Annotated in this window: 23 protein-coding genes and 3 pseudogenes; 20 read left to right on the top strand and 6 right to left on the bottom strand. The window is 44.0% G+C overall.

The features are described 5' to 3' along the window. The first annotated feature begins 10 nt into the window (after positions 1–10). From iolB to BLV33_RS03580, 5 genes and pseudogenes are all read left to right on the top strand, one after another. Positions 11–832, top strand: a complete 822-nt coding sequence (gene iolB / locus BLV33_RS03600) for a 5-deoxy-glucuronate isomerase (protein WP_090788350.1) — start codon at positions 11–13, stop codon at positions 830–832. A gap of 13 nt (positions 833–845) precedes the next feature. Further along, positions 846–1,850, top strand: a complete 1,005-nt coding sequence (locus BLV33_RS03595; protein ID WP_090788349.1) for a LacI family DNA-binding transcriptional regulator — start codon at positions 846–848, stop codon at positions 1,848–1,850. 95 nt (positions 1,851–1,945) lie between these two features. After that, complete coding sequence (locus BLV33_RS03590) at positions 1,946–2,170, top strand: spore germination protein (protein WP_090788347.1); 225 nt, start codon at positions 1,946–1,948, stop codon at positions 2,168–2,170. Positions 2,171–2,417: 247 nt separating this feature from the next. Then, positions 2,418–2,921, top strand: a complete 504-nt coding sequence (locus tag BLV33_RS03585) for a hypothetical protein (RefSeq protein ID WP_090788345.1) — start codon at positions 2,418–2,420, stop codon at positions 2,919–2,921. A 100-nt stretch (positions 2,922–3,021) separates the two neighbouring features. Next, a pseudogene (locus tag BLV33_RS03580) lies at positions 3,022–3,558 on the top strand (IMP cyclohydrolase); the annotation flags it as partial. Here the strand turns inward: BLV33_RS03580 and BLV33_RS30595 are convergent. Further along, positions 3,523–3,750, bottom strand: a complete 228-nt coding sequence (locus BLV33_RS30595) for a CBO0543 family protein (protein ID WP_366414844.1) — start codon at positions 3,748–3,750, stop codon at positions 3,523–3,525. The pseudogene BLV33_RS03580 and the gene BLV33_RS30595 overlap by 36 nt on opposite strands. Positions 3,751–4,029: 279 nt before the next feature. Here BLV33_RS30595 and BLV33_RS03575 point away from each other — a divergent pair, with 279 nt between their 5' ends. After that, positions 4,030–5,418, top strand: a complete 1,389-nt coding sequence (locus BLV33_RS03575) for an MATE family efflux transporter (RefSeq protein WP_171908998.1) — start codon at positions 4,030–4,032, stop codon at positions 5,416–5,418. Between the two features lie 102 nt (positions 5,419–5,520). On the opposite strand, the gene BLV33_RS03570 is transcribed toward BLV33_RS03575, so the two are convergent. Together BLV33_RS03570 and BLV33_RS28675 are read right to left on the bottom strand one after the other, a co-directional pair. After that, a complete protein-coding gene (locus BLV33_RS03570) occupies positions 5,521–6,387 on the bottom strand; it encodes an NAD-dependent epimerase/dehydratase family protein (protein WP_090788343.1) in 867 nt (288 codons plus the stop codon). 49 nt (positions 6,388–6,436) lie between these two features. Beyond that, positions 6,437–6,526, bottom strand: a pseudogene (locus BLV33_RS28675) (NADPH-dependent 7-cyano-7-deazaguanine reductase QueF); the annotation flags it as partial. A 144-nt stretch (positions 6,527–6,670) separates the two neighbouring features. Here BLV33_RS28675 and BLV33_RS03565 point away from each other — a divergent pair. The 3 genes from BLV33_RS03565 to BLV33_RS03555 all read left to right on the top strand — a co-directional run bounded on the left by BLV33_RS03565 (position 6,671) and on the right by BLV33_RS03555 (position 8,785). Then, positions 6,671–7,543 carry an aminoglycoside 6-adenylyltransferase gene (locus BLV33_RS03565; RefSeq protein WP_090788341.1) on the top strand — a complete coding sequence of 291 codons (873 nt, stop codon included), beginning with the start codon at positions 6,671–6,673 and terminating at the stop codon, positions 7,541–7,543. Between the two features lie 586 nt (positions 7,544–8,129). Then, positions 8,130–8,468: a DUF1801 domain-containing protein gene (locus tag BLV33_RS03560; protein ID WP_090788339.1), complete on the top strand. Its 339-nt coding sequence runs from the start codon at positions 8,130–8,132 to the stop codon at positions 8,466–8,468. 23 nt (positions 8,469–8,491) lie between these two features. After that, positions 8,492–8,785 (top strand): ArsR/SmtB family transcription factor, encoded by a 294-nt coding sequence (locus tag BLV33_RS03555; RefSeq protein WP_090788337.1) that lies wholly within the window; start codon positions 8,492–8,494, stop codon positions 8,783–8,785. A gap of 179 nt (positions 8,786–8,964) precedes the next feature. Here BLV33_RS03555 and BLV33_RS29830 read toward each other — a convergent pair whose 3' ends face one another. Further along, complete coding sequence (locus BLV33_RS29830; RefSeq protein WP_253186960.1) at positions 8,965–9,162, bottom strand: hypothetical protein; 198 nt, start codon at positions 9,160–9,162, stop codon at positions 8,965–8,967. An 8-nt stretch (positions 9,163–9,170) separates the two neighbouring features. On the opposite strand from BLV33_RS29830, the gene BLV33_RS03540 reads away from it, so the two are divergent. Together BLV33_RS03540 and BLV33_RS03535 are read left to right on the top strand one after the other, a co-directional pair. After that, positions 9,171–9,437, top strand: a complete 267-nt coding sequence (locus tag BLV33_RS03540; RefSeq protein ID WP_253186959.1) for a DinB family protein — start codon at positions 9,171–9,173, stop codon at positions 9,435–9,437. A 48-nt stretch (positions 9,438–9,485) separates the two neighbouring features. Then, positions 9,486–9,686, top strand: a complete 201-nt coding sequence (locus BLV33_RS03535) for a hypothetical protein (protein ID WP_090788332.1) — start codon at positions 9,486–9,488, stop codon at positions 9,684–9,686. Here the strand turns inward: BLV33_RS03535 and BLV33_RS29825 are convergent. After that, positions 9,679–10,248 (bottom strand): SET domain-containing protein, encoded by a 570-nt coding sequence (locus tag BLV33_RS29825; RefSeq protein WP_139305678.1) that lies wholly within the window; start codon positions 10,246–10,248, stop codon positions 9,679–9,681. The genes BLV33_RS03535 and BLV33_RS29825 overlap by 8 nt on opposite strands. Beyond that, on the bottom strand, positions 10,145–10,519 hold the full coding sequence (locus BLV33_RS03530; protein ID WP_090788330.1) for an S-adenosylmethionine decarboxylase family protein: 375 nt from the start codon (positions 10,517–10,519) through the stop codon (positions 10,145–10,147). Before BLV33_RS03530 ends, BLV33_RS29825 begins: the two co-directional genes overlap by 104 nt. A 194-nt stretch (positions 10,520–10,713) precedes the next feature. On the opposite strand from BLV33_RS03530, the gene BLV33_RS03525 reads away from it, so the two are divergent. The 9 genes and pseudogenes from BLV33_RS03525 to BLV33_RS03485 all read left to right on the top strand — a co-directional run bounded on the left by BLV33_RS03525 (position 10,714) and on the right by BLV33_RS03485 (position 19,976). Continuing rightward, on the top strand, positions 10,714–11,820 hold the full coding sequence (locus BLV33_RS03525) for an amidohydrolase family protein (protein WP_090788328.1): 1,107 nt from the start codon (positions 10,714–10,716) through the stop codon (positions 11,818–11,820). 163 nt (positions 11,821–11,983) lie between these two features. Continuing rightward, positions 11,984–12,319, top strand: coding sequence for a cupin domain-containing protein (locus BLV33_RS03520; RefSeq protein ID WP_090788326.1), 336 nt, complete (start codon positions 11,984–11,986; stop codon positions 12,317–12,319). A gap of 222 nt (positions 12,320–12,541) precedes the next feature. Next, positions 12,542–13,921: an AraC family transcriptional regulator gene (locus tag BLV33_RS03515; RefSeq protein ID WP_090788324.1), complete on the top strand. Its 1,380-nt coding sequence runs from the start codon at positions 12,542–12,544 to the stop codon at positions 13,919–13,921. Next, the gene (locus tag BLV33_RS03510; RefSeq protein WP_253186958.1) at positions 13,918–14,421 is read left to right on the top strand and encodes a VOC family protein; all 504 of its coding nucleotides are present in this window, start codon (positions 13,918–13,920) and stop codon (positions 14,419–14,421) included. Before BLV33_RS03515 ends, BLV33_RS03510 begins: the two co-directional genes overlap by 4 nt. Positions 14,422–14,505: 84 nt before the next feature. Next, entirely contained in the window at positions 14,506–15,081 is a 576-nt protein-coding gene (locus BLV33_RS03505; protein ID WP_090788322.1) for a VOC family protein, read from the top strand. A 161-nt stretch (positions 15,082–15,242) separates the two neighbouring features. Then, positions 15,243–15,959: an SDR family oxidoreductase gene (locus BLV33_RS03500; RefSeq protein WP_090788320.1), complete on the top strand. Its 717-nt coding sequence runs from the start codon at positions 15,243–15,245 to the stop codon at positions 15,957–15,959. 165 nt (positions 15,960–16,124) lie between these two features. Further along, positions 16,125–16,297 (top strand): annotated as a pseudogene (locus BLV33_RS03495) (IS3 family transposase); the annotation flags it as partial. A 251-nt stretch (positions 16,298–16,548) separates the two neighbouring features. Beyond that, a complete protein-coding gene (locus BLV33_RS03490; RefSeq protein WP_090788318.1) occupies positions 16,549–17,592 on the top strand; it encodes an alpha/beta fold hydrolase in 1,044 nt (347 codons plus the stop codon). Between the two features lie 143 nt (positions 17,593–17,735). After that, complete coding sequence (locus BLV33_RS03485; RefSeq protein ID WP_090788316.1) at positions 17,736–19,976, top strand: AraC family transcriptional regulator; 2,241 nt, start codon at positions 17,736–17,738, stop codon at positions 19,974–19,976. Positions 19,977–20,009 lie beyond the last annotated feature (33 nt).

Genomic DNA, 20,009 nt, shown 5'->3' with positions numbered 1-20,009 from the left:
AGGAATTTCAGTGGCGGATTTAATTGTAAGCGGGCAAAAAGTTCCCGACGACCATGGTAATGTGATGACGATTACCCCTGATTCAGCAGGCTGGGATTATGTTGGATTTCAGGTTTTTTTATTAAAAGAAGATCAGCTGCTGTATCAAAATACGGCTGAATGCGAAGTATGTCTTGTGTTTTTATCGGGAATAGGTGACGTCTCGACGAGTCGAGCAGCTTGGAAACAAGTTGGGAGGAGAATGAACGTTTTTGAGAAAATTCCTCCATATGCTGTTTATGTACCCGCCGGCGACTTTTTTGAGATTAAAGCGACTACTGCATTGGAAATTGCGGTTTGCCGTGCTCCTGGGAATAAAACCTATGAAGCTCGACTTATTCATCCGGAGCATATGAGTGTGGAAACTCGAGGTTACGGCAATTTGGAACGGCAAATTCACAATATTCTGCCAGATTCCGAGCCAGCGGATAGTTTATTGGTCGTCGAGGTGTTCACTCCAAGCGGGCATTGGTCCAGTTATCCCCCGCATAAGCATGACCAGGATCGGCTGCCAGTCGAATCCTTATTGGAAGAAACGTATTACTATCACATTGAACCGAAGCAAGGCTTTGCGGTGCAGCGAGTATATACTGATGATGAATCGTTAAACGAAACATTGATTGTGAAAGATGGGGAGGCTGTACTTGTTCCAAAAGGCTATCATCCGGTATCGGCGCCTCCAGGCTATGAGGTCTACTATTTAAATGTGATGGCTGGCCCTAACCGGATATGGAAATTTCAAAATGATCCTGCACACGCTTGGATAATGACTCCCCCTAAACCAGTAAAGTAGAAGAGGAAAAGGAATGAAAGCAACGATCTATGATATCGCCAGCGAAGCCGGAGTTTCGATTGCAACGGTTTCCAAGGTTATCAACGGTAAGGGCAAGATTAGTGCAGAAACGCGAAATGCTGTGTTTGCCATCATGGAACGTCTTGATTTTCAACCCAGTGTCATTGCTTCTGCATTGACGGGGAAAAAGACGTTTACTTTGGGTCTTCTGGTCCCTGATATCTCGAACCCTTTTTTCGCTGAAATTGCCCGTGCCATTGAGGATCAGGGCCATCAACTCGGCTATAGCGTTGTCATGTGCAATACAGACAATAAAGACGAAAAGGTAGAAAGATATATATCTTTACTGCTTCAAAAAAGCGTAGACGGCATTATTATTGCCACTGGTATTGAGAAGAAGGAAATTCTGGAGCAATTGATGGCAAGGGGACTACCGATTGTGCTCATTGCGAGAGAATTGCCCATGCTCGCTGTGGACACAGTTGTTGTCGACGATTATATTGGCGGTTGTATGGCGGCCAAGCATTTGCTGGAACTGGGACATACGGATATCGCCATTCTAGCAGAAAGCCAGAAGGTGAACAGCAGCCGTGAACGGATGAGAGGCTTTAAGCAAACCATGTCGGAAGCAGGACTGTTATTCAAAGAGCAGTTTTTAAAGATTTGTGATTATAAAGTAGAGGACGGGAAAAGTAAAGCGTTGGAGCTTTTACAGGGAGTTGAACGACCAACTGCAATTTTTGCTTGTAATGATATGCTTGCCATAGGCGCGCTGCAGGCAGCAAAAGAAATGAATATCGGCGTTCCAAGTGCAATTTCTATTATCAGCTTTGACAATACAATTCTTTCCTCGGTAACGAATCCTCCTTTGACGACCATTGCCCAGCCCATGGAGCAAATGGGCAAGCTGGCGGTTGATCTCATCGTAGAAAGCATAAAAGAAAAAAAGCAATTGAAGCAAAGAACAGTGTTATGGCCGGAAATTGTCATTCGCGAATCGACTCAAGAGAAGATTTAGTTTACAAGGGGAATGAATCCCGCCAAAACGCAAAAGCACCCTTCCCTCTTCTGGGCATAGACTATAGCACATTAGGAAAAGGAGCTGATTAAGCTATGCCATCTTTTGCGGGAGCTGTTAAAGTAGTGAGTAATGTGGGAAGCTTTATTTACGGAGATAACTTAGTAGTTTCACCTACCGTCAGCCTCAAAACTTATGAGGGCTCTGGCAGCAGCAATGTTGGCGACTTTCGCATAGACAGTAATCTTTTCAGTGCTACTGCTACTGTTGATTCGGATCTTGTCGATTCAGGAAGTAATAAAATTGCCACCGGTACTTAACGAATCTATGCAATCCAGTCAGAATGATTATCAGGTCAGCCAGTGTTTTCTGGCTGGCATTTTTTTGCTGCTGGTTTACCAATAATCAGTGAAAGAGTGTAAGGCGATTGGCCCCTTCATCCGCTAGTGCCTGATTTTCCGGCCCAATTCGATTAGGCAAGCATCTCACTTTCTCTGACACACATACATTGTTATTGCAAACTGTGAATTAGGTGCTTGGAATAAATTACTTTAAGGGGGGCTACCGTTGAGATATACATTGCAATATATACCTCTAAGTAAGATTAGGACTGAAAATATCACCACTAAGACCTCACTACGAAAAAAGGAATTAAAAAAAGTTTCACAGGATCTTATGCACCTATTGGTTGTGCGTAAAAGCAGAAAAGAAGGTGGTTATATCATCCTAGACGGACATCATCATTTCGATTACCTCCAAAAACACACAAATAAAAAATGCGCAGTGTGTCTTGTAGATGAAAGCAAGATTTCAGCTATCGTTGGAACACTTGTTCATCGTTTCCGGAAACGACAACTGCCTTATGATGTTCCTTACATTAAACCGGATCGGATTGCAATCAACAGCTGGTCTATCATTCGTACTTTTCTGAAACAGGAACATCGTTTTCGAAGGCTTTCCCGTAGACAGCAAATGAAGGTACTTCGGCTTGGTATTCAATATAGGAAAACAACCTTGCTGTCCATGCAAGCAAAAGTAGAAGAGCTATTAAAAAGATACTATGCTGATTAGACAAATCCAATTGGGAACAAGCAATCCTTAGTGCAACCCCATAATGTGGTAAAATACGGTTGATAATATTGTTTGAGAACCTAAAACAGAAGGGACATTAATGATGCAGAAAACATTAAGGAAGAATGTTGAAAATCTGAGGTTAAACTCATACCCTGGAAGGGGGATTATTATTGGTCTATCACCTGATGAAATGACAATCTATCAGATTTATTGGATTATGGGACGAAGTAAAAATAGTCGCAACAGAGTGTTTGTACTCGAGGAAAATTTGGATGTGAGGAATAAAGCTTTTGATGAGAAGAAGCTGACGGATCCTTCACTAATCATTTATCATCCAATTAAATCAAAAGATAATATACATATTGTTTCAAACGGAGATCAGACTAACACAATATTTGATAATATTTCAGAGGGTGGAACATTCGAAGAGGCAATAAATAAACGTGAGTTTGAACCTGATGCCCCAAATTACACACCCCGAATTTCTGGAATTGTTGATCTAAATGACAAATACAACATATACAAGCTATCGATAATAAAATCTTTGTATAATAATCCATCCGTGTGTGTGAGGAGTATATTTTCTTACAACCAGGCTTTATCCGGTGTAGGACACTGTATTTCCACTTATACCGGGGATGGAACACCGTTGCCGTCTTATGAGGGTGAGCCAGTATGGGAAAATGAATCGAATGGGATATTCAATCCATTTCATTTGTACGACGAAAAGTCCCAAGCCCCAAGTCAAAAACAACTTAAAGAGATATACAACCTGAGCTTCGCGTATTCTATTTTTTGGAACGAATATCAAGAGGGCAATTATCATAATGACCCATACTGAAGCTTCTATAATTCGTTCTTTCGTCATGCAAAATTCACATCTCCGAATCTAAGAATATTTTAACAACATGCTTAGTTTTCACCCTTCTCAAATAAAGTATACTCCGGCGGATTGATACTTGTCTGGTCGTGACAGCCAGAGCATGCAGTATAGAATGACTCTAACGGGCAGATTTCACTAATGACTCGAGCGAAATATGATATTATAGAAAAATACTAACTAGGTAAATGAATTACATATTTCGCAGAAAAGAATGTGATGTCAGTGTCTCAACCTCAAGTATGGGTACGAACACAAGGCTTGCTGGATAAGTATTTATCCGGGGCCTCGATGGATTACAGGAAAGTAATCGCCCTTTATCTTCCGATATTGATCGATCAGGCCTTTATTATTGGACTTAATTTGGTGAACACAGCTATGATCAGCTCAGCGGGGGTAGCGGCGGTCAGCGCGGTTAGCACCATTGATTCGCTGAATATTTTCTTAATTAATGTGTTCGTCGCCATCGCTACCGGTGGAACGGTTGTTGTTGCGCAGTACAAAGGCAGCGGCAATGATTCAATGGTTTCCAAAGCAGCTAGCGCAAGCATCTCTTCGGTTTCCATTATTGCCTTAGGTATCGGCTTACTGGTGATGGTAATGTATAACCCTTTGTTAGAGCTTCTCCTGGGATCCGCATCGGCGGATGTGTTGGCAAATGCCAAAGTATACCTGATCGGCAGCTGTACCTCATTCCTAGGCATAGGAATTGTCCAGGCGGTTAGCGGAGTAATGCGAGGGATCGGGGGATCCCGGGTGTCGATGGTTCTTTCTCTGATCATGAATGTTTTGTACGTGCTTTTGAATCTCGTCTTCATTAACCAACTGCACATGGGTGTACTGGGCATGACAATCGCGGTGAATGTCGCGCGGTTTGCGGCGGCAATATGCGCCCTTATTTATGTGTTCAAAATGGATGCATCGCTTCATCTGGGTCTTCGTGAACTTTTCTATGTACCGTTGACGATGCTCAAGAAAATTATGGCTATCGGACTTCCGTTTGCTGCAGAGCAGATGTTTTTTAACGGGGGAAAAATGCTGACACAGGTTTTCATTGTTAGTCTTGGTACCTACGCCATAGCAACCAACGCCATTAGCGGCACCATTGCCATGGTGTACCAAATTCCAGCCGTGGCCTTGTCCATGACCCTCGTGACGGTGGTCGGTCAATGCATGGGCGGACGAAATATTGAAGATGCCCGAAAGTTCATCAAATCGTTTCTCTGGCTGGCGTCCTTTTCGTTTGTTTTGATGACTATCATCCTGATGCCGCTTTTCTACCCTTTGGTAAGTTTGTTTCATCCACCTGCTGAAATCGTCAAGGATATCTTTTGGGTGCTGCTAATCAACGCAGTGGCACAGATTCCGCTCTGGTCGATCAGCTTTATCCTGCCTTCGGGATTGCGTGCGGCGGGAGACTCGCGCTTCACTTCACTTACTTCGATGCTGACAATGTGGCTTTTCCGTATTGTGCTAGGGTATGTTCTTGGAATCATGCTGGGTTTTGGCATCATTGGTGTTTGGATTGCGATGAACTGCGAATGGGGCGTGCGGGGCGCTTTATTTCTATGGCGTTACCAGGGGAAAAAGTGGTATAAGCATAAATTAGTTTGAGATCCACTACATCGGGAATTCAAGGAAAAAGCCCCGTGAGGTAGGACTCTCGAGGGCAGCTCCTTGATTTTCGTCAGGGGAATGAAACATGAAATCGTTCGGTTACGCAATTATCTCCCGGATCAATTTCGGCATCCAATCGGTCAGTGGCTGGAACGTGTAGCCTGCTTGCACCGCTTTGGCCGTATCCATATACCTTGAAACGGCGGGACCGAAAGGCGATTTCTGTTCCGTTTCGCTGAGAATGTTCGCCTGCTTGCCCGCGGCTTCCGTGATGAGAGAGAGAATTTGCCCGGCGGACAGATCCCCTTCAGAGCAGGCGTTCACCGGTCCTTCCAGGTTGGATTGGCGCAGCCAGGCGAGAAACGAGGCTGCTTCATCCGAGAGGATGAAACACATCCACGCCTCCGGATTCGGTATTCCAAGCTGCAGCCCTTGTTGTACGGACTCAATGTGTTTATGCAGCCGCCGAGTATAATCGTCATACCCCAGAACGATGGGAATCCGTACCGCGGCCACCGGGAACGGCGCTTTTTGAAACATGACAGCTTCGACCAGCCGTTTTCCTTCCCCGTACTCTACCTCTAACGGATAAGGTTCCGGGAGAGGATAGCGGTATGGGTTATAATCGTTCTCACTTTTTCGATACTCGCCGGACGGGTAAACGCTTTGCGTTGAAGTTAAAATGTATCTCCCTGTGCGCCCCGCAAATAATTCCACCGCATCCTCAGCCTCTTGCGGCGTATAGCAAATGTTGTCATAGACAACGTCATACGTCGAAGAGCCCAATACATTGGCCAGAGCGGTTCGATCCGTACGATCGGCCTTCAGCCGTTTCACGGCGTCGCCGAACGGATCGGAGACCTGCCCCCTTGTTACGATGGTTACATCCTCTTCTTCGCGAATCAATTGCTCTACCAATTTTTTTCCGAAAAACCTCGTTCCGCCCAAAACAAGTATTTTTTGCATAGGGGACACCTCCTGAAGAATATTTTATCATAAGACTCTATGGATTGATCTACCAATTGTCCACTTTTTCGGGATACAAGTCGTGATTCAACAGCCGATGTTCAGCCATCTTCTCATATTTGGTGCTGGGGCAGCCCCAGTAGTTAAGTGGTTACACAAGGACTATTTCTGTTAATTATGCTTAAGATTTCAGAGCTTTAACCTGGGCTTTTATAAGTTTTGTCTCTACCTTGTGAATTGCCGATAGACATCTTTAAAAAAATAATATGAGGAGTAAAAGTGAATGAGAAGCGAAAAGGAAATGCTTGATTTAATTCTTAGATTTGCAAATGATGACGAACGAGTACGAGCTGTTATTTTAAATGGTTCACGTGTCAATCCGGAAGTGCATCGTGATATATTTCAGGATTATGACATCGAGTTTATTGTGTCCTCAGTTGAAGGCTTTGTAGTTGAGCGTAGCTGGATTGGTAGTAACTTCGGTGAATTGATCATTATGCAAACGCCGGATGAACATGGGGTTCCCTCACTGGATCTTAATAACAATTTTGCTTTTCTCATGTTATTTACGGATGGAAACCGCATTGATCTTACCCTTTATCCTGTCGAAAAAATTTCTAGTTTTGAACATGACAGCCTAAGTCTACTACTCCTTGATAAGGATGACATAGTTGGAACCCTATCTCCCCCAAGTAATAAAGATTATTTGGCCAAGCCACCAACAGCTCAACAATTTGCCGAATGTTGCAACGAATTCTGGTGGGTTAGTACGTATATTGCAAAAGGGTTATGGCGTCGAGAGCTTTCTTATGTGAAGTTTATGTATGATCGACCAGTACGAGATATGCTCATATTAATGCTTAAGTGGCATATTGGTTTACGTACCAATTTTGCTGTTGATTCCGGTAAACTGGGGAAATACTATGAGAAGTTTCTGGAACCTAAGCATTGGGAGGCTTTTGTTAAAAGCTATCCTGATGCAGAATACGAAAACATTTGGCAAGCACTTTTTATAATGTGTGATCTATTTAGAGAAATTGCCTTGGATGTGGCAAACTATTATCAATATGATTATCCTGCTATGGATGACAAACGTGTAAGTAATTTTCTTCAGCACATAAGAATTCTTCCCCAAGATGCAAAGGAAATTTACTAATTGAGACAAAACTAACGGGTACGATAGCTCCATAACAATGATCAAGCAGGCTGTGGGGATTCACGAGGGCAGCCTCAATTCCTTTGCCTGAAAGCCAGCGAGCCAGGCTCAGCCAGAAGTGGCCGGTAGGTTCCTTGCCGACGATGACTTTGCTCAGCTTGAAAGATGATTTTGCTTGTTCTGCGATTTAAACTTCATAGTAGAGTGACCTCCTAGATGAGGGGCTTTTTGAGGCTTTGACCTCGTGCGCAATCCCATCGTACCGAGGCTCTCGTTTTTTTGCAAAGACCAGATGATTCGTTTTACAGGAATTCTAAACCACTTCCTTAAGCTTGCAAGAAAATCATAAAATACGGATAACGATAGCTTAATAAATAAAAGGCTGCTGCGGCAGCCTTTTATTGCACGAACTAAATTCCTTGACGGGAATATTCTTTATACAGTATATTTGTATTATGGAAAAATATTCTATGAGGAGGATGAACATCCGGAATGGGAAAAAGGCGCGATCTATTCCACGGAACTGTTTGCCGAACAACTAGCCAAGATTTGAGATCACAAATTAGAAGCAAGGAGATGTGCAGTAATGAACCAAGAGGTCACCACTTTTATCGAAAGCCTTAATCAGCCGTGGCAGGTTGAAGTGTCCAACCAACTTCGCCAGATGGTCCATGAATCCATTCCTCAGGTCGAAGAACGGATTCAATACAAGAAACCGCACTTCCTTAAGAATGGGCATTACGCCGCGGTGATTTCCGCTTCTAAGGACGCCATTGCGTTTATGATTATGAATGCTACCGGTCTGGAAGTCCCGAAGGGTTTTGAAGGCCCCGCAGAGCGGAAATGGCTCAAAATTCGTGAAGGGGATTTGCCTGATTACAGCATGCTGGCCGGGCTTCTTGTTCAGGCATCCGCTGCTCTCTAAAGAAAAGATCGGAGTGGGAAGATATGAATTCTACAACTTTGAGTGCGCTCGCCGAACCCAACCGATTACAAATGGTCGAACTGCTTCGAGACGGTCCCCTTACCGTAGGAGAAATCGCTGATCGGCTTCATGTTCGACAACCGCAGGTTTCCAAGCATTTGAAAGTACTCAACGAAGCCCATATCGTCGAGGTGAGTCCGATTGCAAATCGCCGAATCTACAAACTGCGGCCAGAGCCTCTTCAAGAAATGGACTCCTGGCTGGCTTCATTCCGCAGTATGTGGGAAGACCGATTGGATCTGCCTAGAGATCATTAACATCTTGACTCTCACCGAAGAAGATGGAAAGACTTTGCTAAAGAATTGCATCTTTAATAGTAAAAGCAGCATTTGCGTCAAATCGTTGGCTTCGGATACTAAGTCGTTGACGTAATTCAATTGGTTCGACTTTCAAATAAATAAGTTTCCACACGCCTCCAGCATTTTCAATAAGTTGTTTAAAATAAAAGCACCACGAAGAAACGGCGGTTGCCATTATCTCCGGATGCATTCGATAGCTGTAGCGAATTATTTCTGGCTTCCAGGTAACCTTCAAGTTGATCGAACGTGCCGCCGAAACCTTGCTGTACCATCGGCCGCATTTCTTCAAAGGCCGCTAGTTCTTCTTCTGTAGCGTTGAGTGGGCCGCCTTGCATGTAGAGATTTGAACTCTGTCATAGAGTTATCTAATAATTATAGGAATGAATTAAAAGAATATCTTGAACAATGGAAAATAGATAACGAAAATGAAATTGTAAAACCATCATGGATGAGTGATACCTATAAAAAAGGAGAACTACTACGGCATGTAATAGCTCATGAAATTCATCATATTGGTCAGTTATCAATTTGGGCAAGAGAATTAGGAATAACACAAATTAGTACAGATTTTATCGGAAGAGATATTGAAATGAAAGTAAAGAATTTGTGAGATAACTCATAGTTCAATAAAACGTCTGCTTCAAGAAAGAAAAATAACTTGAAAAAAGAAAGCAATAAGCAAAAGGGAATTGATTTATTGCCAATCTTGTTTGAATTTATGAAGTGGGGCATCGAACGCTTTGACACAGGCCAGGGCCGTTTAATGAAAGAATGGTTAACTTTGGAACCAACGTCACTGAAGGAATGGCTCTTTTTGGCGGAAGAAGCGATAGAGTTTGTTACTTCCAAAGTTATGTGACTTTAGAGTCTGTTAAGGGAACTGCTAGTGCAGTAATTGTGATTTTATTTCGACCTACAATTTGTCCACGACAATTACTGGATCCGCATTGGCATTGAAAACTTCGAAAAAGTTCATCTTCTGTAGCTTCATAATCGATGGTGACAAAATCCCCAGGCTGGATCGGTCTGCTACACCAGCACTCTTGACTCTTCATATCGATAAAAGTGTTAGGCTCACATGAATGTAAAACCTTACCCATAAAGTAGAGGTCTTCAATATAAAGTCCTGGCTCTATTTGCAGTGTGTATAAAGTCTGATCATGACGTAAGCTTCCGTCAAAACGAAATAATAGCTGACCACAGCTAAAGAATACCTTTGATACTACTCCTTCTCCGTAGACAGGGTGATGAGCAATCTGAAATTTATCTTTTACCGGCTCATCCTTATGTTTCGCAATGTGTCCGGGATAAAATCTGTTATTCTCTGATAATCGTTTGATACTCAACTCGTTCAGGTGAAAATACTTGTTTAACGCTTTCGGTAACTTGATTTTCTGAAAAATCTTTGCAACTAAAGACATCTAAATACCCCTCTCGATGTAAATCATTGGTGTGCAACGTAATACTGCTGGTATAAATCAATTGAACGGCTGACAAACCGATTTCTTCCCCTTCTCCGAATCGATAACAATGGCATTCGCCAAACGGAACCATATCAATATCCAGTACAAGTTGAGTGATAAATTCTTTTACTGCTTGAATGCTGGTTAAATTCTCGTTACAGTTCACCATGTGCAGCAGCAAATGCTTACCGTAACAACTCTTTCCATTCTGTTGAATTCTTTTGTACATAGATGGCAACAACCTTTCCTTGTCTTGAGATTCATATTTATATAATGTGAAGTAGCCAAAATGGTATAGGCTGATATCATTAGATAGAAGTCCATTTTGTTATATAAAATTTGTTGTATTTAAAAATAGGTAAAATATGGTATGATTTTTCTATGTTTTACTAGCACTTGTAACTCTAGAAATGGGGATTAAGGATGAAGAAACATCTTCTTCTAATTGCGATTATGGTGACGGGAAGCATAATGCTAGGGATTTGGCTATTCTCTTCGAATCCAGAAAAAAATTTCAACCCGATAAAAGCAGAACCTACCCTAAGCACTCTTGTACCCGTTGAGAAATCGACAGAGAAAACAATCCTTGAGTTAGTCGAGCAATACCGTGATTTGAAACTCATCGATTCTCATAATCATGATGCGTCAGGTTCCAAGTATCTAAGTATGCAGGAAGTTTGGAAACGTGATTTTGTTAATCAAGTTGTACTCTTTGGAGATGTATCAGAGCCGAGTGCGATAATGACCGACCAGACCTCATGGGAAGCTTATCAAGCGAATCCTGAGGTGATTATTCCTTACTTCTCAGGCTTCGATATGCATGATAAGTCGAGTCTTGATGTTGTTAGGACAAACCTGGAGAAAGGATATTTTGGTTTAGGTGAAATTGCAGCTGCTTCTTTATACTCACCTGTGGTTTCGAAAGTGGTATGGAAAGGTAAAGATCCGATGGATGGTTATTTACCGGATATTTATGATATATGTGCAAAGTACAAAGCTCCTATTTTGTTGCATATTGACCCGCCGAATGGAATGGTTATGGAAAAGTTGGAGGAGGCACTCGACAAGCATCCTAACACAAACATCATTTTCGGTCATGCTAACGCTTTTAATTCTCCGGAGAATATTAAATATTTGCTTGAAAAGCACCCAAATTTGTATGCGGATTTTTTTGCGGGTTTTACTACTCTTAATCCAGCTAGCAGCAATAAGTTGGAGGACTTTATTCCTGTCATGAAACAATTTCCTGATCGGTTTATGTTGAGTACGGACTCTGGGTACGGTGTTGAAAGTGAGGAGGCTGCAATTGGTGCGATGTATCAGGTATTAGATAAGCTTGGCGACCCTGCACTGGCACAAAAAATCGCACACAATAACCTCGACTCCATCATTCGTAACCAACCTGCTACTGAGACGCAAATTGAGGAAATTCGTCAGAAGGCCAAAGAGACCGGGTCCAGTTATGATTTGAGTCACCTATCCAAGGTGGAAGCTGGAAAAATTCTTTGGAGCAAAAGAGTAGGTTCATGATTTTTGTATCATAAATTGACTAATGGACGTGTGGAGTGAGAGGTTATGCAGATTTAAAAACTAGCAAATGCACCACAAGTCAAGTTGTTCGGCGATTTAGGCTGATTGCCTACAGAAGTTGCGTATAAATTGGCCTTACAAATGAATAAAAGGGGAGTATACTTTGAATTTTAAAATAGTTGACTTACATAATCATCTAAATCAGTTAAAAGAATTAGAAAGCACTTCGTATTATGAATTTTTGAGGGTATCTTCAATGAGTGTAGGTCTTTACAAACTGAATAAAGGCGAAAAGGATAAACAAAAGCCACATACAGAAGATGAGATTTATCTAATAATTGAAGGTAAAGCTTCGTTTCAGAATGGAAATACAATTATTGAAATTAGTAAAGGTGATATCCTATTCGTAGAAGCTAACAAAGAACATAGATTCTATGATGTCAATGAAGACCTAACTACCCTGGTGTTTTTTTCACCAGCAGAGCATTCAAATAAATAAGTATTTCTTTAAGATAACGGATAACGTTAGTGGTGGTAAGGGTTGCAGCGAGGTAGCCCTATTCTGCGAATGGGTAGTTGCATTGTACACCTACTTTTTTAATCAATTTCTTATGTTTTTGATAAAATAATACACTCCATTGCAAAAACAATTTGCTATGATAAGTTCAGCGAAAGAATATATTCCATACAACAACAACAACGATATGAAAAGGGGGCTGATATGCATACAGCCGAAATTGTCCAGCAAGCGATCGATTATATTGAGGAAAACCTTAACGAGCCCCTTGGACTGGAGCAGATTGCCGAGGCAGCCGCAATGTCGGTGCCCAATTTATACCGCATGTTTTATGCCATGACGGGTCACCCCATCAAAGAATACATACGCAAACGAAGAACAAATGAGGCGGCCTTCCTCCTGCGTCAAACTGACCTTCCAACTATCGACGTCGGGTTCGGATTCGGTTTTGATACATACCAGACCTTTATCAAAACATTCAAACGGTACACCGGATTAACCCCAGGCTTGTACCGAAAATCGGAGTTAATTTATAGTTTCGAACGAATTAACCTGCACGAACGTGTACCTTACTTTGAAGATCGTGAGGTATCCGAACGTTACCCGGACGTGAGGGTCATACGGCTCACTCCCCAAAAGGGTGTCGGTTATTTGCATACCGCCAATCGGGAGGATGGTTTGGAAGATGCGGCACTTAGTCAGTTTCGAGCCTTCTTGGCACAGAGCGGACTCGACGCAAACAAGATGAAGCTGTTCGGCTTGAATATCAATCTAAATGTGAGATCACAGATTTATGGTTATCAAATAGTTGCTGTGAGTGAGACAGAGGGCAATGTTGAGCATCCGGACTTACGGCCAGTGGAACTGCCTGGCGGTCTTTATGCGGTGACCCGAACTCCGGCTGGGTCCGGTTCAACTATCATCGCCGCTTGGAACCTTCTGCTATCGGAATGGTTACCGCGGAGTACGTTCGAGCTCGGAGAACATGGATTCCTGGAGGAATACCAGCAATATTGCGGCAAGATCACTCGCTTGAAGCTTTTTCTTCCCGTAAGGCGACGTCAGGAGACGGAGACGATCGAGGTCGTGGAGCGTCCACCGGTTAAGGTGATATCCTTTCGAGCCGAAGGCATAAATTGTGCAGCACGGGCCGATGAGGCTTCAGTTGATTGGCTAATTCGCAGTGGGTTTGTCGGCGATAGTCGTCTTCAAGTATTTATGACTTGCAGCTACGGCATTCCACCAGGTGAAAGCTATGCGTATGAAGTCTCCATCGGGCCACCGGAAGGATTTGTCTTTTCCCAAGAGGAGGCGCACCGAATCTCCCAGTTGAAAGGCGGGATATATGCCTGCTTGAGGACTGGCGCTTACGGCACGATGACGGGCATTCTCGAGCGGATTTACCGCTGGCTCGGTACATCCACCGATTATGTGCCAGATGGAGAGCGATCCTGGTACGCATACTACGTTACTTATAGCAATTTCGATAAAAATGCGTGGGCGAGTACGGACTTTGAACGATCGGTGAATGTGGAGTGCTATGTGCCTGTTATTTTACGAAAAAAGTCGGAGGATGGACCATGAGCAAAGTGCCAAATCGAAAAGAGACGTCGGAAAGTTACCTACCTGTTGCTGTTCCGAAAGCGCTAAAAATAATTCATGGAGGGAAATCGATGAACGAGCAACAGCTAGCCAAAGATGGTTCCGCTCATAACAGCCCGATCAAGAACAAAGTAGGAAGTATTTTTATCCCGGTTAGAAATATTGAGAATTCCCGCAGCTGGTACTGCCGGGTTCTCGGGCTGAATGAGGATGATTGCGAAATTCTTTCAGGCCATTTGTGCCCTTTGCCAATGGAAGGGACCGGAGTCATTCTGGATACGATGCCGAAGTGGGGTGGTGACCGGCCTGGTGGAGCGCCCTCAATCGAGACCCCTGCTTTTATGCTGTTAACCGAAGATTTGAAGGGTTCACTTGAATTTATGAAAGAGCTCGGTGTGGAGCTCGTGACGGAAATTGAACACGACCATTGGTTCGTCGTGAAGGATCCGGACGGCAACAAATTAATGATTTGCCGCGAATAGCATTAGGGTTTACTGAGGGAGAACAAAAGATGGAACAAAACTATAAAATTAAAAAAGCTGATAATGAAGGGGAGGTAATTATTGATGGGAGAGAGTGCTAAGGAACTCAAACAGAGTAATTTTGTAAACAATCGAAATTTCGACGGTTACAAACCAAAAGCTGTACCAAATGCATTAAAAGTGATTGGAGGAAACGGGACAATATTCTTTCAGGAGGCTGCGGCTATGAATGAACAAAAGAAGAATATCAAGACGAAAGCAACGTTTTACGATAGTTTGCAAGTGAGGATTGTATCAGATTTTGAAAAATCGTTATCATGGTATCGAGATGTACTAGGTTGTGAAGTCAACTACTGGGGGCATGCGATCAGAGGCGGAATGAAATTAATCATCCAACAAGCTAAGCAATCGAGCGATGTCATGCCCAATCAAACATCGGAAAAACGGGACAATTATCCAACTGATTGGAAAGGACCCGATCTAGCATGGGACACATTTATCCATATCAATTATGACGAGTTTGATTCTTTATTAGAAGAATTGAGAACGAATGAAGCCAATATTATTTTGGGGCCAATTGAAAACACTCATAGCAACGGCGTGACATTTAAGAATATCTACATAAAAGATCCTGATGGTTATATCATCGTTTTCGGATAATAGATAATTGAGGTAATTGCTTAAACGAATACAAAGTTGAACAATGACAGGGCTGTCTTCGCTGCGCAGAATATTTTACATATTGTGGATTTAAAATGTATACTGAATTTGAAACCCACTAAATCATCTGGCTAAAAAAAGAATTTTAAGGAGGTAGTCCCATGTCAATGCAAGGACAACGCGTCGTCGTCGTTGGCGGTACGTCCGGAATCGGTTTGGCTGCCGCGAAAGCGTTTATCGCAGAATCCGCCAACGTTGTCATCGCCAGCCGATCCGCTTCCAAGCTGGCGGAGGCGAAGCAGTCGCTGGGCGGCAGGGTGGAAGGCTATGAGCTCGATTTCCGAGACACTGCGAAATCAGCCGAGCTGTTCGGTCAAATCGGGACCTTCGATCACCTGGTCGTTACGGCCGGGGAAGGCGCTATGGGCCCATTTAGCGAATTGCCACTGGACAAAGCCAAAGCAGCATTCGAAAGCAAGTTCTGGGGACAGTATGTCGTCGTTAAATCCGCGCTTCCTTATCTACATAAAAGCGGATCCATCACTTTGACTTCGGGCGTATACGGCAGACGTCCGTCAAAAGGTGCGTCGACGCTTGCCGCAATCAACTCGGCAATCGAGGGTCTCGTGCGAGGCCTTGCGGTCGATCTAGCTCCGATCCGGATCAACGTCGTCTCGCCGGGCATCGTAGAAACACCGGCTTATGCCGGCATTCCCGAGCAGAACCGCAAGGCGATGTTCGAAAGGATGGGGGCCCAGTTGCCTGTCGGCCGGATCGCGCAGGCGGAGGATATCGGCGAAACCTACGTCTATCTGGCGAAAAACGGGTTTACGACAGGCACGACGGTGATTATCGACGGTGGCGCGCACCTAGTCTAAACCGTAAACATAATGAGGTAAGAGTAAACGGACAAGGCCTTGCTGTCCGGGACGATACGTTCCCGGCTACAAGGCCTTTTGCGTTCGCTTCCAAAGATACGTAAACCATTCTACATTCTGACCAAGCCGTACAACGGGATGTTGCAAAAGCATGTGCTCATCGGCAGTCATTCCAGACGGGACAACTGTCTAGACAATGCCTGCATCGAATCCTTCTTCTCTCACCTAAAGACCGAAAAGCCGTAGAAGAGTATATCCAATTTTACAACTACGGACGGTTCCAGAAAAAATTAAAAGATCGCTCACCAGTTGAATACCGGAAAGCGATCGTAGCCTAAATGATCTTTTTTACTTGTCTACTTGACTGGGGTATGACCACATGGCCGCCCTTCGCTTCGTTGCATAAATTACTTCTCTAGACTGAGAACAATTAAATCCTGCGTCTGACGATTGATTCGCCATGTGGATCTATACTTGAAGAGTGAAGAGAAAAAGGTAGAATCGGAATGCCATTACAAATAAAAAGATCTCACCATAGTAAGAAGAACATAAGCACTTATTTTAAAATCATTGAAGAGGAGAAAGAATTATGAGTAAAAACAATATATTTATGGAGCTAGTCCTACGTAAGAGCAATCAACGCAAGAATGCTCAGAAACTTATCATTAATACGCCAAATTGCATCGTTGAAGAACGATTCGTTAAGATTGGCGGCATTGACCAATGGGTCACCATACGTGGCGAAGATCGCAACAACCCTGTATTGTTCTTTATACATGGTGGGCCAGCAGCAACTTATTCCATCTTCAGTCCGTTGCTGCGATCATGGGAGAAGCACTTTACCATCGTCCAGTGGGATCAGCGTGGTGCAGGTAAAACGTTCCGCAAAAACGGCAAGGATGGCAGCGGCACAATTACCTTTGACCGCCTCACCCTAGATGGGATCGAGGTCGCAGAACACCTGCTTGATCATCTCGACCAAGAAAAATTAATTCTTGTCGGCAGCTCCGTGGGTAGCTTTATAGGTACAATTATGGCAAAACGACGCCCTGACTTATTTCATGCCTATGTCGGTACTGATCAGAACGTCAGCCCAGAATCTCAAAAGCTTTCGTACCAGATGACACTGGACGGGCTTCGTGCTGCGGGTAATACAAAGGGTGTGCAGGCAGTTGAGAGAATTGGACCAGATCCAACTCGCTGGAGTCGAAAAGACTTCAACCAAAAGAACCAATGGACTATCAAAGCCATCACAACTGTTCCCAATATGATTACGGACATAATTTTGCCAGCTATGCTCTCGTCACCAGACCACACGATACATGATTTCATTGATATCTTCAAAGGCATGAACTATTCCCTTAATCTACTCTTTGACGAACTACTGGCCTTTGATGTCCACAAACTAGGGCTAAGATTTGAACTGCCGTTCTTCATCTTCCAAGGTGATACCGATTCAGTAACACCTACAGCAATAGCCAAGGAGTACTTTGACGAAATTGAAACTCCTTATAAGGAATTTGTGCTTATTAAGAATGCTGGCCATCTTGCGGCTTTTGCCCGAACAGATCAATTTCTGGATGAACTTATTAAGCGGGTTCGTCCGCTGGTGCTGGCATCAAATATGATCTAAAGGAGTCATAAATTTATCCTTAAGAGGATATTTTACGAACTTCGCGAATAAATACATAGATCAATATTTTGTGAGTTCACATGAGCAGGAATGCACGCTTTCCCAAGGGATAGGAGGAGAAAATCCTGAAACGCTCGTTCGTCATGAAACGAAACAAAAGCTACTTCCAAAAGCTGTTGATCTCCATCTTCGTCTCCATTGCCGGCACCTTGCTGGTCTCGTCGATGATCTTGTATTACAACTTCGAGAATATCGCACTCAGCCAAGTGTACCGATCCGACGTGAATAGCTTGAACCAGATCAGCCGTGAGGTCGATAATATGACGCAGATCGCCAAGTCGCTGACTTCGCAAATATACAATGATTTGACTATATCCAAGCTGCTGTATTACACGGACATGAACGTGTATGACGAGGCTGCAGCCATGATTCAGCTGCGCAATTATAGCATGTCGATGCCGTTCATCGAATCAGTGTACGTGTATAACGGACATCTCGGAACGTTCTACATATGCTCCAACTATTCGCAGCGAAACGGCAGGCAGGAAATCGGCAACTTGGACGATAGCGGAATATTGGACATATTGAACCGTTACAAAGAGTATTTGCCTTATGTGCCAATCCCGCGAACGTACCAGGTCGAAGACAAGCAAACGAAGACACGAAGCTACACATATCTGGGCTATGACAATTTATCCAACGGAGAGCGATTGGATAACGCCGTCATCGTGAATATTTCCGAAGCATGGCTGAACCAAAATATGAGCGATCCGAACAGGTCGGCGTATACGCTTATCGTCGATCCAAAGGGAAGGCTGGTTGCTGGACCTGGCGACGAGTCGCAGACGCCGCTCCCTTATATCCGCAAGCTGCTCGGCTTCACGGCATCCTCCGATTACTTCGTGGACACCATAGACGGTACGAAGTCGTTGATCTCCTACACCGCACCGAACGAAATCGGATGGCGATTCGTCCGAGTGAACCCCTACCAAGCTATTACGAGCAAAATTACCTCCATGCGCCTGACGACCGCGATGATCAGCTTATCGATTATTTTGGCCGGTTTGATCATCTCCTTGATTCTATCACGCAAATTGTACAGTCCGATCTCTCAAGCGTTGGAGAAACTCAAATTTCTCGAAGCGGAGACAAGAACAAATCATCAATTGCTTAAGCAGGAATTTCTTCGGAATATACTCCTAGGCAGAGAGACGCTTCTCCGTCCGACCCTTCAGAAGAAGCTCGCCTACTATCAAGTGAACGTCAACTTACGCCATCGGTTCCGCATCATGATGCTAAGAGTAGATCGATTTGCGCAGTTTTGCGAGAAATACGATACGAATGAACAAAGGCTGATGAAATTCGCTATACAAAACATTGCGGGGGAAATTTGGCGCCCTTTCTGCGAGATAGAGAGCGTCGATATGGGGGAGGATTGCGTTCTTCTGCTGCTCACGCCGTATCATGTAGGGACTGAAAACATCGAAATTAATGAAAGCGTATACACAAAAGAGGCCTGCAGCAAGCTGCTGCTCGCCTTGAACGACTACCTGAACCTGTCGGTCTCGATCACCATCGGTCCCGTCTGTACCGAGATCGGCCAGATCAACAATCTGTATAAGCAAGTGTACGAAGCATCCTTTCATCGAATGTTCGAGGGAAGAGGGTGCCAGCTGCATGCGGAGACGATTCTGGCTCTGAAGAGCAAATCTTACGCATATCCGGCTGCTAAGGAGAAGCAGCTCGCGGAGCTGGTCATGATCGGCAAGGTTGATGAGTCGAAGCTGCTGTTAACTGAAATACTGGACGAAACCGGGAAATATTCCTACGCGGTCTTGCAGCTGGCCGTCTCCCATCTATGCGTGACGATGAACGGCATCATTCAAGCGGTTCAGACGAACAACGCCTTCCGGGTCGAGTCGGAGCTCGATTCTACGCTTATCTTGCTGCAGCAGTTCGAGAGTGTGGAAGAGATCAAGGAGCTGTTTTACCGTTTGTTCGAGGAGATCGGCTGCAAGCTAGAGGCCAAGCGGAATCTGAAGCACGACGATCTTATTCGCAATATTAACCATTGGATCGAGCAAGATTATATGAACCCGGACCTGAATCTAAATGTGATTGCGGATAAAATGGGGATGACGCCGGCGTACATAAGCCGTTTGTACAAACAGTTTACGCTACACTCGATGACCGACGCGATCAATGATGTGAGGCTGAGCAAAGCGAAGGAGCTGCTTCTGAAGACAGATATCCCCGTCGCCGAGCTGGCCGAGAAAGCCGGATTCGCCACGCCTTCTTATTTTTTTCGAATGTTCAAACGAGCCTTCAGCATTACGCCCAACGATTATCGCAAGATGCATCGGGGTGCCTTACCGAACAAATAACTTCAGTTCCGAATACAAGGTACCTGCCGATTG

Origin of the sequence: Paenibacillus sp. GP183, assembly GCF_900104695.1 — a bacterium.
Classification (GTDB): Bacteria; Bacillota; Bacilli; order Paenibacillales; family NBRC-103111; genus Paenibacillus_AI.
Note: the sequence above shows the minus strand (reverse complement) of the source record. Positions and strands in the feature narration are given on the sequence as shown.